Source organism: Lentzea sp. JNUCC 0626 (assembly GCF_043632865.1).
Classification (GTDB): Bacteria; Actinomycetota; Actinomycetes; order Mycobacteriales; family Pseudonocardiaceae; genus Lentzea.
The window spans coordinates 8,420,864-8,435,327 of record NZ_CP171635.1 but is presented as its reverse complement, the minus strand read 5'-3'; the positions used below and the strand labels follow the sequence as shown (position 1 = coordinate 8,435,327).

The following is a 14,464-nucleotide window of genomic DNA, read 5'->3' as shown; positions in this document are numbered from 1 at the left end:
CACGGAACGCAACACCCTTCGGCCCAGGGGCGGGGTTCGGGCTAGCGGTCGGCGCGGAGGCGGTCGAACGCCGGCAGCCAGGGAGCCAGGCCGTGCAGGGCGCGCATCGCCAGCGGGACGATGTTCGGGGTGTACGACGTGTGCAGGTCCAGCCCCTTGGCTTCCTCGTCGGTGAGGGGTTCGCCCACGACGCCGTCGATGGACTGTTCGTAATGGCCGCCCGGAGAGACGCGAACTTTGTAGGTCGGCACCGGGATCTCGTGCTGCGGCCGCCAGTTGCCCACGGTCGGCCAGGTGCCTTCGGCGAGGACGTTGTCGAAGGTCAGCAGGAGGAAGACGTGCTGCTTGCCGGCCAGCGAGCCGACCGCACCGGCGGGCTCGACCAGGTCGGGGTAGACGGCGATGAGCACGTACCCCTCGACGTGGGTGACGACCCTGCCCACGGCGACCTGGTCGTCCACGACGGGGACGAGGAACACGTCGCCCGGCTGGGGCGTCGCGGGCGTGACTCGGATCTCCGTCATGGTCGACATTGTCGCCTGCGCCCACGGGTACCCGGCTCGGATACCTGGGAGGAGGCACAGTGCTTTTCGTCGTCATGGGCTGCTCGGTGGCCCTCGCGTTGCTGGTGGTCGAGGTGCTGCACCGACTGGTGCGCCGGTTCAGCCACAGCGGCCGGATGTACCGGCCAGGTCAGGTGTTCGGGGCCCTGCTGGCCGCGCAGATCAGCCTCAGCGCGTACCCGGTCGACGCGCCGATCACGTTGCACGTGCTGGGAATCGCGTTGATCCTCGCCGGGGCGTGGTTGCTGGCCGCGTTGATCAGCACGCTGGTGGACCTGTCGCTGTCGCGGATTCGCACGGACGTCACGGACAACCGGCACGCGCGGCGGGTGCACACGCAGGTCGTGCTGGTGCGGCGGCTGGTGCTGGTGGTCATCGGGGTGCTGGCGGTCGGGGCGATCCTGATGACGTTCCCCGGTGCGCGGGCGGTGGGGTCGACCGTGCTGGCTTCGGCGGCGGTTATCGGTGCGGTGGCTGCGTTTTCGGCGCAGTCGTTGCTGGGCAACCTGATCTCGGGGTTGCAGATCGCGTTCAGCGACGCGGTGCGGCTCGATGACGTCGTGGTGGTCGAAGGCGAGTGGGGGCGGGTCGAAGACGTCACGCTCACGTACGTGGTGCTGCACCTGTGGGACGACCGGCGGTTGGTGTTGCCGACCTCGTACTTCCTGAAGACGCCCTTTGAGAACTGGACGCGCACGCAGTCGGCGTTGCTCGGGACCGTGGAGCTCGATCTCGACTGGACGGTGCCGGTCGAGGCGATGCGGCAGGAGATGCGGTCCATGTTGGAGGGCAGCGATCTGTGGGACGGCCGGGTGTCCGTTCTGCAGGTCACGCAGGCAACGCAGGGGTTCGTGCGGTTGCGGGCGTTGGTGAGTGCCGCCGACGCCGGAAAGCTTTGGGACCTCAGGTGTTTGACGCGCGAGCACCTGGTGGATTGGGTGCAGCGGCAGCACGACGGGGCGTTGCCGCACATCAGGACGCGCGCGCTCACCCGCACTGCCAAGCAGCAGCCCACCGGCGACCAGCACACGGACGCTCGGGTGTTCGGCGAGAGCCTGGACGGGGCGTTGCGCGAGCAGGCGTTCGCGGGGCCTAAGCCGTAGAGCGTTCGAGGATGTCGGCGATCAGGCCGCGGCACCGGGCGATCTCGGCGGCCTGGTCGTCGAGGCGGGTCACCTCGGCGCGCAGGGTCGCCATCAGGTCGTCGCACGGGTCCAGGCGCGGTGAGGCGTCCACCACGAGAACGTCACCCTGATCGGCCACAGCTACGGCGGGACGGTGGGCGGACGCGCAGGTCATGCTGGACACGACGCTGCACGAACTCAAGGCCGCCGTCGCCTTCCGCTACCAACCGCCGAAGCTGGACATTCCGGTCACGGTCATCGTGGGTGAGCACACGGATCACCTGTTCGGACCAGCGGCGCGGGACATCGTCAGGGACGCGAACGGCACCCTGATCACGATCGAAGGCGCAGGTCACGTGGCTCACCTGACGCATCCGGAACTCTTCGCGAAGGCCGTGCAACCGTCCCGCGAGGCCACTCCGTCCTAGATCCATGAGAAGACCGCTCGCCGTCGCGTTTTGCGCGCTGGCTCTCGGCAGCTGTGGTACGAACGGGTCTCCAGCCGTGCCCTTGGCGGAGGTGCCTGTCGTGTCAGCAGCCAAACCGGACAGGTTCCGGATCGAGCAGGCGAAGCGCGACGGCCACCTCACAGTGCCACTGACGATCGCCGTGCAGCAGGGACGCAGCGAGGAGGTCGAGCAGGCACTGAAGGCGCTGGGCGCGACCGTCGAGTCGCGGGATCCCAGAATCGGCTACCTGCGCGCCGAGATGCCGGTCGACAAGGTGGAAGACGCGTATCTGATCATCGGGGTGTCCGCGATCGACGTGGACGAACCGCTCAGCAACAAGTTGCCGGAACCGTAGAAAGCCCCAGAATCTCGTGGATTCTGGGGCTTTCTGCGTTCCTAAACGGACTTAGCTGACTGCCTGCACGATCACCGCACCGCTGCCGATCACAGCGTTGTCGGCCGTGCGGACCTCGAGCTCACCGCGCAGCACGCGGCCGGCACCGGGCTGGGCCAGCGGCGTGATGACGCCCGTGGCGTTCCACGACGCACCGGCGGCGCGGTCGGCGTTGGCGTCGGTGACGGCCAGCGTGCCGAGCGACGGCGCGGTGTAGACGTCGAAGTAGTCGTACTCCGTGGTGCCCGCGGGCACCGCGTAGCCGTCCACCAGGGCGATCCAGTTGCCCGCGGCCGGGTTGTTGATCGTCACGGACTCCTCGGAGTCCGCGTCGGCCGACTGACCGGCGAGCACGCAGCTGCCCGTCGAGCAGTTGTACACCGACAGGTCGAGGTCGGCGCCCACGTCAGTGGTGTTGCCGATCGTGACCGTGAGCCGCGTCGAGCCCGCCGCGACGGTGATCGGGTACTGCTGCGACGCCAGGTTGGCGATCGACGGACGGGCCGTCTTCGCGCTGCCGACGGCACCCGCCGCGAGCCGGCCGTTGAAGCTGGCCTGCGTGTTCGTGACGGAGTACGTGCGCTCGATCGGCGTGCCGATCGTGCCGGCCGCGATGACGTCCGGGTTCGGGCTGATCGTCGTGCCGAGGACGGACGCGGTCACCGAGTACGGCGCCGAGTCGGCGTCGGAGGTGCGGCGAGCCTCGATCACGATCTCCCAGACACCGGCGATGGGGTTGGCCACCGTGCGGCTCGTCGGGGAGCCACCGGCGCAACCGGCGCCCGCGTCGGGGTTGTAGCAGTTGGTCGACGTGTTGCTGTCGAAGCCCAGGCCCTGCGGGGTGTAGCGCAGGAAGCGGACCTGGCCCTTGCCGGCCTCGGCGCCACCGGCGGTCATGTCGACCTTCAGCGCGGTCGTGCCCTTGGGCACGTTCACGAAGAGGCTGGTCGACTGGTTGCGCGCGATCGTGCCCGACTTGGTGACCGAGAACTTGTTGGCGGCGGTGAAGTTCTCCGACGCGAACACGGCGTTCATGGTCTGCGCGTCAACGCCGGGGGTCTCCGGGTTGTCGAGCTGCAGGACGGCGCTGTGCGCACCCGCGGTCTTGGCCTTGATCTTGACCGGGAACTGGACCGGCGTGTTCAACGGCAGGTCGACCTTCTTGGCCGACGTGAACGTGCCGTCGTTGCCCTTCCACGAGACGTTGTACCGCTCGTCGTCGTGGCCGGAGGTGCGGGTCAGCGTGTAGGTGCGGGTGTACTCCTGGCCCGCCGTGACGCCTTCGCGGTCGTGGATGCCGACACCGACGTTCGGGGTGGGCAGAATCTGTCCACTGAGGACGGTGTTGACCGCGACCGAGGTCTTCACCTTGTCCGGCACGGAGTGCTTGTCCAGCAGCTTCCACGCGGCGTTGGTGTTGAACAGACCCGTGCCCTGCTCGTAGGCACCGAGGGTGTCCACGAAGTTCGCGCTGCGCTGGATCGCGTAGCGCAGTTCGGCGCTGGTGGGGCGCTGGCCGTCGTGCGTGGCCTTGAACGCGCTCACGAGCAGCGCGGCGGCACCGGTCGCCTGCGGGGCGGCCATCGACGTGCCGTTGAACTGCGAGTAGCCGGGCGGGAGGGCGTAGGTGCCCGCCACCGGGCCACCGTTCTGCCAGCGCGGCGTGGTGGAGATCGCCGAACCGGGCGCGACGATGTTCGGCTTGAAGCCGCCGTCCTCGGCCGGGCCGCGCGACGAGAAGCCGTGCAGGTTCTGCTTCTGCGCGGTCTTCGAGCCGTAGTTGGAGAGCCAGGTCTCCTTGGTGATGTACGAACCGACGCTCACCGCGTTGGTGGCGACCGACGGGTCACCGACGGTGTTGGCGCCCGCGCCCGAGTTGCCCGCCGAGATGAACAGCTGGACGTTGTACTCGTCGATCGTGCGGTTGTAGAGCTCCGCACGCGCGTTGTTCGGGGCGTCGTAGTTGAGCGCCGGGAGGCCACCGATGGAGATGTTCACGACGTCGGCGCCGTTGCGCGCGGCGTAGAGGACACCGTCGATGAGGCCGGAGCTCGTGCAGGACGGGTTGGTGAGGCACGCCTTGATCGCGATGATCTTCGCGCCGGGGGCCGCACCGGCCATCTTGCCGTCGAACATCTTGTTCGCCGCGGTGATGCCGGCGACGTGGGTGCCGTGCGCGGCGCCCGAGATGCCCAGGTTGACGTACGGGGTGCCCGCGTTGTCGTAGATCGAGCGGTCGGTCTGCACGACGAACGCGACGCGGTCGGTCACCGCGGTCGCGGGGTTGTCGACACCGAAGTAGCCGACGTCGTACTTGACCTTGTAGTCGATCATGCGCTTGTTGTTGGTGAAGTCACCGTCACCGTCGACGTCGACGAAGACTTCCTTCGTCGTGATGTCCTGCAGGACACCGAAGACGTCGGCGCGGTCACCGTCGCGGTTGATGTCGCCGCCGGTCTCGCTGTTCGCGAGGGCGAGGTCGCCCGCGGTCTCGGAGAAGCGGCCGAAGGAGTACGGGCCACCGGTCGCCGGCGCGGTCCACTCGCGGCCGCCGTCGGTGAACTTGCCGACCTTGCCGGTCTTGGTCATGGTGACCCAGGTGCCGTCGCCGGAGTTCGTGGCGTTCGCGTTGTACCAGTCGACGATCTTGCGCTCACCGGTGCTGGTCGTCTGCAGCGCGGGCGTGTCGAGGTCGACGCCCGAGTCGATCACGGCGATCTTGGTGCCGCGGCCGTCCCACTTCGGGTTCGCGACGGCGAACTGGGCCGCCTGCGTGTCCTGCGTCGGCATGTACGGGTTGGTGCGCGGGGTCTTCGAGTCCGGCGCCTTCTGCGGGGCCGGGTTCTCCATGCCCTGCGGACGCGGGTCGTCCATCGCGATCAGCCCGTCGACGTCGACCTTGTCGACGCTCGCCAGCTTGGCCGCCTTCGCCGCGTTGTCACGCGGGATGGTCACCTTGACGTAGTCGACGTCCTTCTCGACCTTGTCGACCGTGGCGCCGAGCGCCTTGAGGTCGTTGATCGCGGCGTCGGTCTTGCCCTTCTCGGCGGCGACCAGCAGGTCGACGGTCGGCTTGCCCTCCTGGGCTGCCTTGTCGACGAGCGCGCGGTCCTGCTTGTCCAGCTGCTTGTCAGCGGCCGGGGTCTGCTGCGGTGCGTTCTGCGCGATGGCAGGGGTGGCGGCGAAGCCGAACCCGGTAGTGCCCAGCACCGCGGTCAGCAAGACCGTTCCGGTGCGGCGTCTCCAGTTCTTCACGGCGCATGTGCCCTTCGTGGGGTAAAGAGTGCTCCGAAGCACATCTCTTCGTCCCGCGAGGGGCAATCGTCGGTTCGGCCCATTTCGCAGATCCACATTGGACTGTTCAGCGGCTTGAAAGGGCACACTTTTAGTGCTGCGCGTTTCATTTCTGCCGTGGAACGAGCAACTACCCTCCAGTCAAGAGCTGATAGAGGGGAATGTCAAGACCTGCGTCAACGGTGAACGGTGTTGGCCTGTAACAGGATCCTCGCGCACAACGATGCAGTGATCGCCATTTCAGCGCAATAGCGCGCGCAATCTCGCCCGCAGACGACCAACGATGCTCTGGCCGGTGGCGAGGGCTTTGGGCTGCGCACCGCACAACGAGCAACCGGCGCGATGTGCTTTCAGCGCCTGCTGGAGTTCCGTCACGTGCCGCGCGGTCCGTTCCGGCACCGAGTCCTTTTTGACCGACAGCAGACTCAGCTCGGTCAGCACGTGCTTGCCGCGCCGCAACCGTGCCTCCGGCGCGATGGTGTGGAAGAAGATCAGGTTGCGACTGCGCTTCGGTTCGAACGACTCGACGTCGCACCACTCGACGTCGATCTGCCGGTCGATGCCGTGCGACGTGATGCCCTCGGCGGTCAGCTTCGTGCCGAGCCCCACCGTGCGCCACGCCACCGTCGCGCCCATGAGGAACCACAGGCCGCCGAACACGTAGGCGTACCAGGGGCCTTCCTTGGCCGCGAGCGGACCGAGGGCGGCCACGGCGATGCCGAGGCCGAACAGGACCCATCTCCACCTGGTGTGCATGACTCCATCCTGTTTACCCGATTTCCCGGTTCTCGACTCTTGAACGCACGCGGGCGGCGTGGTGTTGAACGGGTGGCGGAGTGGAGTCGTGGTGGCACGCGGGTGTTGAACGGGTGGCGCGGTGGTCATTCCGCAGGACTGGGGACTGTTCAGGCGCTACCTTGCGCGCATGGACCTCAAGCCGGTCGCCGACGAGCTCTACGGGCTGCCCCCGAAGGAGTTCACCGCAGCCCGCAACGCCGCGGCCAAGCAGACCGACGACAAGGACCTCGCCAAGGCCATCGCGGACCTGCGCAAGCCCACCGTGGGCGCCTGGGCGGTCAACAAGCTCGTGCGAGACGCCCCTGAGGGCCTCCAGGAGGCGCTGGGGCTGTCCACGGCACAGCTGACCATGCGAGAGCTCGGCCGCAAGCGCAAGGAGCTCACGGAGGCCCTCGTCTACCGCACGCTGGAGCTGACGGGCCCGCTGGCGGACGACGCCGTGACCCAGGTCCGCAACACCCTGACGGCGGCCATGGCCGATCCGGAGTCCGCCGAGCTCGTCCGGGCCGGGCACCTCACCAAGGGGCTGGAGTACTCGGGGTTCGGGTTCGCCGTGCCCGAACCGGAGCCCGCGCAGGACGGCGAGGACGCGCTGGCCCGCAAGCGCCGCGAACGGCAGGAGCGCAAGCGGGCCGAGGCGCAGCAGGCGCTGGACGAGGCCGAGCAGGCCCTCGGGGAGGCGCAGGCGGACCAACTGGCCGCGCAACGGGCGTTCGATCGGGCGGCCGAACGGCTGGAGGACGCCAAACGGGTGACGTCCGGGGCCGAGAAGGCGCGGAAGGCCGCCGAACGCAGGCTCAACGACCTGGGGTGATCGGGTGATCACCGCCGGACGGCGAACCTGAAGACCAGCTGAAGGAATTGAGCCTGGTCACAGCGAAAGACGACCGGAACACAGCGGTCCGGTTGTACGTTCAACAATGTGGTTGGCCGCCGGCGCTCGAGCTGGTCGCCAGGACGCTCTGACACCCCCAGGTCGGACTGTCCTTCCGCAGGCGGTTCGTGCTCGCGCCGCGCGGTCAACCCGCCGTCGACCGGCACTCCGGTAACCCCCCTCACCGGTAGTGGCGGTCGGCGGCATCCTCAGGCGGTGTCACAGGTTGTACTGGTCGTGGCGTTCGTAGAACGCGCGCAACTCTTCCGGGTCGAGATCGCCCGCCTTGCCGACCTCCAGGAAGAAGTTCTCCCGGGCGATGCCGGGCGCGAACAGGATCAGCATCCGCACCGGCGCGTCGCTGTCGTTGCGGAACGCGTGGGGGCGCCCGGCCGGCACGTACAGGAAGTCGCCCTCACCTGCACGAACCCACTCATCGCCGTCCATCAGCGTGATCTCGCCTTCGAGCACGTAGAACGACTCGGAGAACGTCTTGTGGAAGTGCGGGCGGGCACCCGGCTTGCGGGCCTCCATCCGCCACTCGAACAGGCCGAACTCGCCGTTCGTCACAGCGCCGGGAGCCACAAAACGCGTGGTCCTGGTGCTGAAGTCCACCTCGGATGCCGGTCGGAAGCTCATCGCGGTCCCCCAAAAAGTGAAACTGACTCAGGTCTCGTGCGTGACCAGGGGTCGATCTAGACTCGACCGATGGCACATGACGCGGATGTCATCGTCGTCGGCGCGGGCCTCGCAGGTCTCGTCGCGACCGCAGAGCTCGCGGACGCGGGTCGCAAGGTCATCCTCCTCGACCAGGAGCCGGAAGCGTCACTCGGCGGCCAGGCCTGGTGGTCGTTCGGCGGGTTGTTCATGGTGGACACGCCGGAACAGCGTCGGTTGCGGGTCAAGGACTCGCACGACCTGGCGTTGCAGGACTGGATGGGCTCGGCGGCGTTCGACCGGGACGAGGACCGCTGGCCCCGGCTGTGGGCGCAGGCCTATGTGGACTTCGCCGCCGGCGAGAAGCGTTCCTGGTTGCACAACATGGGGGTGCGCTGGTTCCCGTTCGTGCAGTGGGCGGAGCGCGGCGGGTATCTGGCGGACGGGCACGGCAACTCGGTGCCGCGCTTCCACGTCACCTGGGGCACGGGGCCGGGCATCGTCGAGCCGTTCGAACGGCGGGTGCGCGAGGGCGTCGCGAAGGGGCTCGTGACGTTGAAGTTCCGCCACAAGGTCACGAGCGTCGACGTCGTCAACGGCGTGTGCGAAGGCGTGTCGGGTGACGTGCTGGAGCCGTCGCCGGTGGGCCGCGCGGAACCCAGTTCGCGGACGGTCGTCGGTGACTTCTCGCTCAAGGCGCAGGCAGTGATCGTCACGTCCGGTGGCATCGGCGGCAACCACGACCTGGTGCGCAAGAACTGGCCCGAGCGGATGGGCACGCCGCCGAAGTTCATGCTGGCCGGGGTGCCGGACTTCGTGGACGGCTCGATGCTCGAGATCACGCAGAAGGCCGGCGGCGCGATCATCAACTCCGACCGCATGTGGCACTACCCCGAGGGCATCGCGAACTACGCGCCGGTGTGGTCGCGGCACGGCATCCGCATCCTGCCGGGGCCGTCGCCGCTGTGGCTCGACGCCGAGGGCAAGCGGCTGCCGATCCCGCTGTTCCCCGGTTTCGACGCGCTCGGCGCGTTGGAGCACATCACGAAGAACGGTCACGAGCACTCGTGGTTCGTCCTGAACAAGCGGATCATCGGCAAGGAGTTCGCGCTGTCGGGATCCGAGCAGAACCCGGACCTGACCGGCAAGGACACCAAGGCCGTGCTGAAGCGCGCGCTGCCGGGTGCGGTCGCGCCGGTCGAGGCGTTCGCGCAGAAGTCGAAGGAGTTCATCCAGGCGGGCACGGTCGCGGACCTGGCCCGCGGCATGAACGCGCTGACCGGCGACTCGCGCATCGACGCCGCCGCGCTGGAGAAGGTGATCGTCGAACGCGACCGCCAGGTGACCGCGGGCCTGAGCAAGGACATGCAGATCAACGCGATCCGGCAGACCCGCAACTTCCTGACGGACAAGCTGATCCGCGTCGTCGAGCCGCACCGGCTGCTGGACCCGAAGGCCGGTCCGCTGATCGCGGTCAGGCTCTCGGTGCTCACCCGCAAGACGCTGGGCGGCCTGCACACGGACCTGTCGTCGCGCGTGCTCGACCCGTCCGGCGAGGTGCTGCCGGGCCTGTACGCCGCCGGTGAGGCCGCCGGGTTCGGTGGCGGTGGAGTGCACGGATACCGCGCCCTGGAAGGAACCTTCCTCGGCGGCTGCCTGTTCTCCGGGCGGATCGCCGGACGGTCGGCGGCGGAGGCCGTCAAGTAGGTCCCGCGTGGTGGACGCGGGTTGACGGTCCCCCGGCTTGCGGCTGTGCTGGAAGCATGACGCAGATCGGTGTTCTGGTCGGCAACCCGCGGCCCGCCTCGCGCACGGCGCAGGCGGCCCTGGCCCTGCGCGAGGCACTCGCCGCGACGCTGGGCGTTCCCGTCGAGGGGCCCGTCGTCGAGGCGGCGGAACTCGCGCCCGCCGTCTTCACCGAGCCGGAGAAGATCAAGGCCGCGCTGGAGACGTTGGGGCAGGCCGAGTTCCTCGTCGTCGCGACCCCGACGTACAAGGCGGCGTACACCGGCCTGCTGAAGGCCGTGCTGGACCAGGCACCGGCGGGGTGGCTGCGGGGCAAGATCGTGCTGCCGCTGCAGATCGCCGCCGCCGACAAGCACGCACTGGCCGTCGAGGTGCACCTGCGGCCGGTGCTGGCCGAGCTGGGAGCCGTTGTGCCCCAGGCGTTCTTCCTCAACGAGGCCGCGCTTCCCGCCGACGTCACGACCTTCGACCTCGACGCCCTGAAGGTGCTGCGATGAAGCAACAGCTGCGCGACGCACTCCGCCACCACGCCCAGGCCGTCACGATCGTCACGGCTCATGGAGCGGAAGGCCCGGTCGGCACCACGGTCTCGTCGTTCACCTCGGTGTCGTTCGAACCACCGCTGGTCGTCGTCTGGATCGGCGAGGGCGCGTCGGTGTGGCCGGTGCTGCGGACCGCTCCCCTGTTCGCCGTGCACCTGCTGGAGGCAGGGCAGACCGGCCTCGCGGACCTGTTCGCCACCAAGGGCGTCGACAGGTTCGGGCCGGGCACGCGCTGGCAGGCCGACGAGGACGGCGTGCCGTGGCTGCTGGACGCGCCGGTGCGGCTGCGGTGCCGGACGTCGCGGCGGATCGCGGTCGGCGACCACATCGCGCTGGTGGGCGAGCCGCTCGACATCACGCACTCGGACATCGCGACGCCCCTGGTGCGGCACCAGGGGCGCTACACGTCAGTCGCTTAGAAGTTTGATGAACTCCCGGGCCAGCGCGTCGTTCTGCCGGAAGGCCGGCGCGTTGGTCTGCGGGCGCGCGAACGCCGCGTAGGACTTGCCCGTCGTGAAGGGCCCGACCGCGAACCGCGTCGGGTCCTCCTCGCCGTTCTCCCCGATCAACCGGCCGCTCGCCGACACCCGCACCAGCCCGGCCTCGTCCTCGGAGACGGCACCGGCCGCCCGCAACGACCGCAGCACCGGGTCGACCGTCCGCGACAGCGTGTGCGACGGCAGGCGGGCCTCGATCAACCCGGTGGCGCGCACCACGTCCGGGGTCGTCGCGCTGCCCGCCACGAACGCGCCCTCGACGGCCTCCACCCACAGGTCGGCGCCGAGGAACCGCACGATTCCCGCGCGGGACAACGCGAGCAGCTCCTCCAGCCGGTCCGGCGGCGGGCCGGAGGCGAGGTAGCTGAAGTAGCCGTGCCACCAGCCGTCGAACGGCATGAGGTCCGCGACCTGGCCGTAGACCGACAGCAGGGCCAGGAACGCCCCCAGATCGGCGCTGTGCCGCGGATCCGAACGCCGGGCCACATCGGCCTCGACGTACGCCCGCAGGTGCTCCTGAAACTCCTCAGCGGACGAAAACGTCACGCCGGACAGAGGCCGGTCGAGCCGTTCGAAGTCGAGGCGGTCGGCCGGGTCGGGCACCGCACGCAGTTCCAAGGCCCGCATTTCGCCGCTGTACCAAGGCAACGCGGCGAACGCCGTGGTGAACTCCTCGAACGGCATCCGCACCGACTCGGGGTGGCCGGTGAACAGCTCGTGGTAGTGCCCCCACGCGATCTCCTTGGCCATCAACGGCCACACGTCGGCACGGAAGTCGAGCTCCGGTCCGCGGACCTCGTCGGCCACGAAGAACCGCGGCAGCGCGGGCCTCGTGCCCTGCAACCGATACCCGGTCTTCGAGTGGTACGGCACGCCCCGCCGCGAGCCCACGTACAACGTCGGTTCCGCACCGGAAGGCACGTACTTGAGCCTGTCCGGACCGCGCTCGTACCGGCCGCCGCGCCCCTCGGTCAGCAACACCATCAGGTCGATGAACGCGAGCCCGAACCCGCGCAGCACGACGTCCCCCGTCACCGCCGAGAGATCCGCGTCGGCGGAGTACAGCGGCGGCACGTACACGAGTCCGTGCTCCACCGCGTGTTCCGCGAGCTTGCGGTGTTCGGGTTCCAGCTCGGCATCGAGATGTCCCAGTGCCAGCAACAAAACATCGGCGTGCAGAGATGTTCCGTCGTCGAGCCGAATCCGATGGCCGTCCACCTTCACCGCCGACGCCTGATGCACGGTCACCGAGATGGTCGGAGGCAGAGATTTCCTTGCGTGGTCGAAGAACCACGAGAGGTAGCCGCTCTGCACCTGCCGGGACGGGAAGGCTGTCGGGTCGATGTCGGTCCACTCGGCGAGCGACGGACCAGGCCGGATCGGACCGGTGCCGCCGAACGACGAGTCGGTGAAGACCGTGACGTCCTCGGCCATGGAGTTCATGCGCAGCAACGGGGACTGCGCGTGCCGCCACACCCGGCCGGCACCCGGCGGGTGCGGGTCGACGACGTGCACGGCGAAGGACGCGGTCGGCGACTGGGCGGCGATGCGTTCGAGCAGGCCGGCGGCACGGGGGCCACCACCGATGACGACGAGTGAGCGCATGCGCGTCTTTCCGTTGGAGGGCAACGAGAACAAGCCGCGCCCCTCAACGCCGACCCCACCACGTTACCCCGCGCGTGCAAGCAAATCCCGCTCTGTGGACGTCGTTGCCACCGACCCCGCACGAGGTGTGCACTCGAAAGCGCGCTCCCTCAACGCGCCCTGCTCTCACTACCACCTCTGGGGAATCGGTCATGCCAGTTGAGTTTCTCGGAATCGCCGCCACGGACGACGGATCGGAAATCTCTCCGCGCACGTCCAGCGGCGCCTTCGACAAGGACTTCACGATCAGGCTCGCCAGGGCCCACGAGGAGCACGGCTGGGACCGCGTGCTGTTCGCCTACGGTTCCGGCGCACCGGAACCCGCGGCCGCGGCGGCCTACCTCGCGAGCAAGCTCGACAAGCTCCAGATCCTGTTGGCGCACCGGCCGAACGTCTCCTACCCGACGTTCGCCGCCAAGACGTTCGCGACGCTCGACCACATCAGCGACGGCCGGTTGACCGTGCACTTCATCACCGGCGGCACCGACCACGAGCAGCAACGCGAGGGCGACTACCTGACCAAGGACGAGCGCTACAGCCGCACCCGCGAGTACATCCAGATCGTCAAGAAGGTCTGGCTCAACCACGAGGCGTTCGACCACGAGGGCGAGCACTACAAGTTCGCGGACTTCGTGAGCGACGTCTTCCCCGTGCAGCAACCACGTCCGGGCATCTCGTTCGGCGGGTCGTCCCCGGCGGCGTACGCGGCGGGCGGCGCGGAGGCGGACATCTTCTGCTTGTGGGGCGAACCCCTGGCCGATACCGCGCAGCAGATCGAGTCGGTGCGGCTGGCGGCGAAGGAGGCGGGCCGCGACGACGTGCCGCGCATCCAGGTCGCGTTCCGGCCGATCATCGCGCCGACCGAGGAACTGGCCTGGGAGAAGGCGCACCGCACGGTCGACCTGATCCAGGAGCGGAAGGCGCCCGGCGCGTTGAGCCGCGGCCGTTCGCTCACCAAGCCGGAGAACGCCGGTTCGCAACGACTACTGGCTGTCGCCGAACGTGGCGAACTCTTCGATCGTGCGTTGTGGACGCCGACCGCGAAGGTGTCCGGCGGCAACGGCAACTCGACGGCGCTGGTCGGCACGCCAGAGACGGTCGCGCAGGCGTTGCTGGACTACTACGACCTCGGCGTGGAGATCTTCTCGGCCCGCGGCTACGACCTCCTCGACGACACGATCGACTTCGGCCGGTACGTCATTCCCATCGTGCGCGAGGAAATCGCGAAGCGGGACAGGGCCAAGGCCGCGTGACGACTCTCGAAGTGCGCCGCGTCCGGCAATCCGATCCGATCGCGGCGCCATTGGTCGCGGAACTCACGTACGAATACACGACCCGCTACGGGCCGAGCGGCGCACAGGAGATGCAACGCCCGGCGGACGTGTTCGAACCGCCGAACGGGCAGTTCCTGCTGCTCGTGGAGGCGGGTGAGGCCGTCGCGGGCGGTGCGTTCATGCGCTACGACGACGAGACCGCCGAGATGAAACGGATCTGGACGCATTCCGGGCATCGCAGGCGTGGATTGGCACGAAGGGTGCTCCTCGAACTGGAGGCCGAAGCGAGAACGTTTGGATACAGCCGGATCTACCTCACGACCGGGCCGCGCCAACCGGAGGCGAAAGGGCTCTACCTGGCGTCCGGTTACACGCCGTTGTTCGATGTTGAGACAGACCCCCTCACAATTGGCCCGCTCCCCTTCAGCAAGGTGATTCATTAGTTCTAACGAGTGAATTCAGGGCAGATCCCGTGATTCCCGACCGGGATTCGGGGTTCGGTTGGACAGGTGCTGTGTGATCAGTAAGCTTGTCTGTTGGACCTACCCCCGGTGGTGGTGCTGAGCGGGGCTGTCACCCGTTCGACCGAATCCTGCGGGAGTGGGCCT

The 14,464-nt window shown here is 68.5% G+C and carries 15 protein-coding genes; 9 read left to right on the top strand and 6 right to left on the bottom strand.

Annotated elements, in window-relative coordinates; genetic code table 11:
* Positions 1-41 precede the first annotated feature (41 nt).
* Positions 42-524, bottom strand: a complete 483-nt coding sequence (locus tag JNUCC0626_RS39390) for a hypothetical protein (RefSeq protein WP_394615739.1) — start codon at positions 522-524, stop codon at positions 42-44.
* Positions 525-583: 59 nt separating this feature from the next.
* On the opposite strand from JNUCC0626_RS39390, the gene JNUCC0626_RS39385 reads away from it, so the two are divergent.
* On the top strand, positions 584-1,666 hold the full coding sequence (locus JNUCC0626_RS39385; RefSeq protein WP_394615738.1) for a mechanosensitive ion channel family protein: 1,083 nt from the start codon (positions 584-586) through the stop codon (positions 1,664-1,666).
* Here the strand turns inward: JNUCC0626_RS39385 and JNUCC0626_RS39380 are convergent.
* Entirely contained in the window at positions 1,656-1,862 is a 207-nt protein-coding gene (locus JNUCC0626_RS39380; protein WP_394615737.1) for a hypothetical protein, read from the bottom strand. The genes JNUCC0626_RS39385 and JNUCC0626_RS39380 overlap by 11 nt on opposite strands.
* Here JNUCC0626_RS39380 and JNUCC0626_RS39375 point away from each other — a divergent pair.
* Both JNUCC0626_RS39375 and JNUCC0626_RS39370 read left to right on the top strand, forming a co-directional pair.
* Positions 1,861-2,115 carry an alpha/beta fold hydrolase gene (locus JNUCC0626_RS39375; protein WP_394615736.1) on the top strand — a complete coding sequence of 85 codons (255 nt, stop codon included), beginning with the start codon at positions 1,861-1,863 and terminating at the stop codon, positions 2,113-2,115. The two genes, JNUCC0626_RS39380 and JNUCC0626_RS39375, sit on opposite strands and share 2 nt — an antisense overlap.
* Before the next feature lie 100 nt (positions 2,116-2,215).
* The gene (locus tag JNUCC0626_RS39370; protein WP_394615735.1) at positions 2,216-2,491 is read left to right on the top strand and encodes a hypothetical protein; all 276 of its coding nucleotides are present in this window, start codon (positions 2,216-2,218) and stop codon (positions 2,489-2,491) included.
* Between the two features lie 51 nt (positions 2,492-2,542).
* Here JNUCC0626_RS39370 and JNUCC0626_RS39365 read toward each other — a convergent pair whose 3' ends face one another.
* Positions 2,543-5,785 carry a S8 family serine peptidase gene (locus JNUCC0626_RS39365; RefSeq protein WP_394615734.1) on the bottom strand — a complete coding sequence of 1,081 codons (3,243 nt, stop codon included), beginning with the start codon at positions 5,783-5,785 and terminating at the stop codon, positions 2,543-2,545.
* A 279-nt stretch (positions 5,786-6,064) separates the two neighbouring features.
* On the bottom strand, positions 6,065-6,580 hold the full coding sequence (locus tag JNUCC0626_RS39360) for a hypothetical protein (RefSeq protein WP_394615733.1): 516 nt from the start codon (positions 6,578-6,580) through the stop codon (positions 6,065-6,067).
* Positions 6,581-6,749: 169 nt separating this feature from the next.
* Here JNUCC0626_RS39360 and JNUCC0626_RS39355 point away from each other — a divergent pair, with 169 nt between their 5' ends.
* Positions 6,750-7,436 carry a hypothetical protein gene (locus JNUCC0626_RS39355; RefSeq protein ID WP_394615732.1) on the top strand — a complete coding sequence of 229 codons (687 nt, stop codon included), beginning with the start codon at positions 6,750-6,752 and terminating at the stop codon, positions 7,434-7,436.
* A 279-nt stretch (positions 7,437-7,715) separates the two neighbouring features.
* On the opposite strand, the gene JNUCC0626_RS39350 is transcribed toward JNUCC0626_RS39355, so the two are convergent.
* A complete protein-coding gene (locus JNUCC0626_RS39350) occupies positions 7,716-8,135 on the bottom strand; it encodes a cupin domain-containing protein (protein ID WP_394615731.1) in 420 nt (139 codons plus the stop codon).
* Between the two features lie 69 nt (positions 8,136-8,204).
* On the opposite strand from JNUCC0626_RS39350, the gene JNUCC0626_RS39345 reads away from it, so the two are divergent.
* Genes JNUCC0626_RS39345 through JNUCC0626_RS39335 form a run of 3 tightly spaced genes read left to right on the top strand, consistent with a single transcriptional unit; the run spans position 8,205 to position 10,860 of the window.
* Complete coding sequence (locus JNUCC0626_RS39345) at positions 8,205-9,860, top strand: FAD-binding dehydrogenase (protein ID WP_394615730.1); 1,656 nt, start codon at positions 8,205-8,207, stop codon at positions 9,858-9,860.
* A 56-nt stretch (positions 9,861-9,916) separates the two neighbouring features.
* Positions 9,917-10,396 (top strand): NADPH-dependent FMN reductase, encoded by a 480-nt coding sequence (locus tag JNUCC0626_RS39340; RefSeq protein ID WP_394615729.1) that lies wholly within the window; start codon positions 9,917-9,919, stop codon positions 10,394-10,396.
* The gene (locus JNUCC0626_RS39335; RefSeq protein ID WP_394615728.1) at positions 10,393-10,860 is read left to right on the top strand and encodes a flavin reductase family protein; all 468 of its coding nucleotides are present in this window, start codon (positions 10,393-10,395) and stop codon (positions 10,858-10,860) included. The genes JNUCC0626_RS39340 and JNUCC0626_RS39335 overlap by 4 nt, the downstream gene beginning before the upstream one ends.
* Here the strand turns inward: JNUCC0626_RS39335 and JNUCC0626_RS39330 are convergent.
* Positions 10,849-12,543, bottom strand: a complete 1,695-nt coding sequence (locus tag JNUCC0626_RS39330; RefSeq protein WP_394615727.1) for an FAD/NAD(P)-binding protein — start codon at positions 12,541-12,543, stop codon at positions 10,849-10,851. The two genes, JNUCC0626_RS39335 and JNUCC0626_RS39330, sit on opposite strands and share 12 nt — an antisense overlap.
* 191 nt (positions 12,544-12,734) lie before the next feature.
* Here JNUCC0626_RS39330 and JNUCC0626_RS39325 point away from each other — a divergent pair, with 191 nt between their 5' ends.
* Both JNUCC0626_RS39325 and JNUCC0626_RS39320 read left to right on the top strand, forming a co-directional pair.
* Positions 12,735-13,835, top strand: coding sequence for an LLM class flavin-dependent oxidoreductase (locus JNUCC0626_RS39325; protein ID WP_394615726.1), 1,101 nt, complete (start codon positions 12,735-12,737; stop codon positions 13,833-13,835).
* On the top strand, positions 13,832-14,299 hold the full coding sequence (locus JNUCC0626_RS39320; RefSeq protein ID WP_394615725.1) for a GNAT family N-acetyltransferase: 468 nt from the start codon (positions 13,832-13,834) through the stop codon (positions 14,297-14,299). Before JNUCC0626_RS39325 ends, JNUCC0626_RS39320 begins: the two co-directional genes overlap by 4 nt.
* The last annotated feature ends 165 nt before the right edge of the window (positions 14,300-14,464 follow it).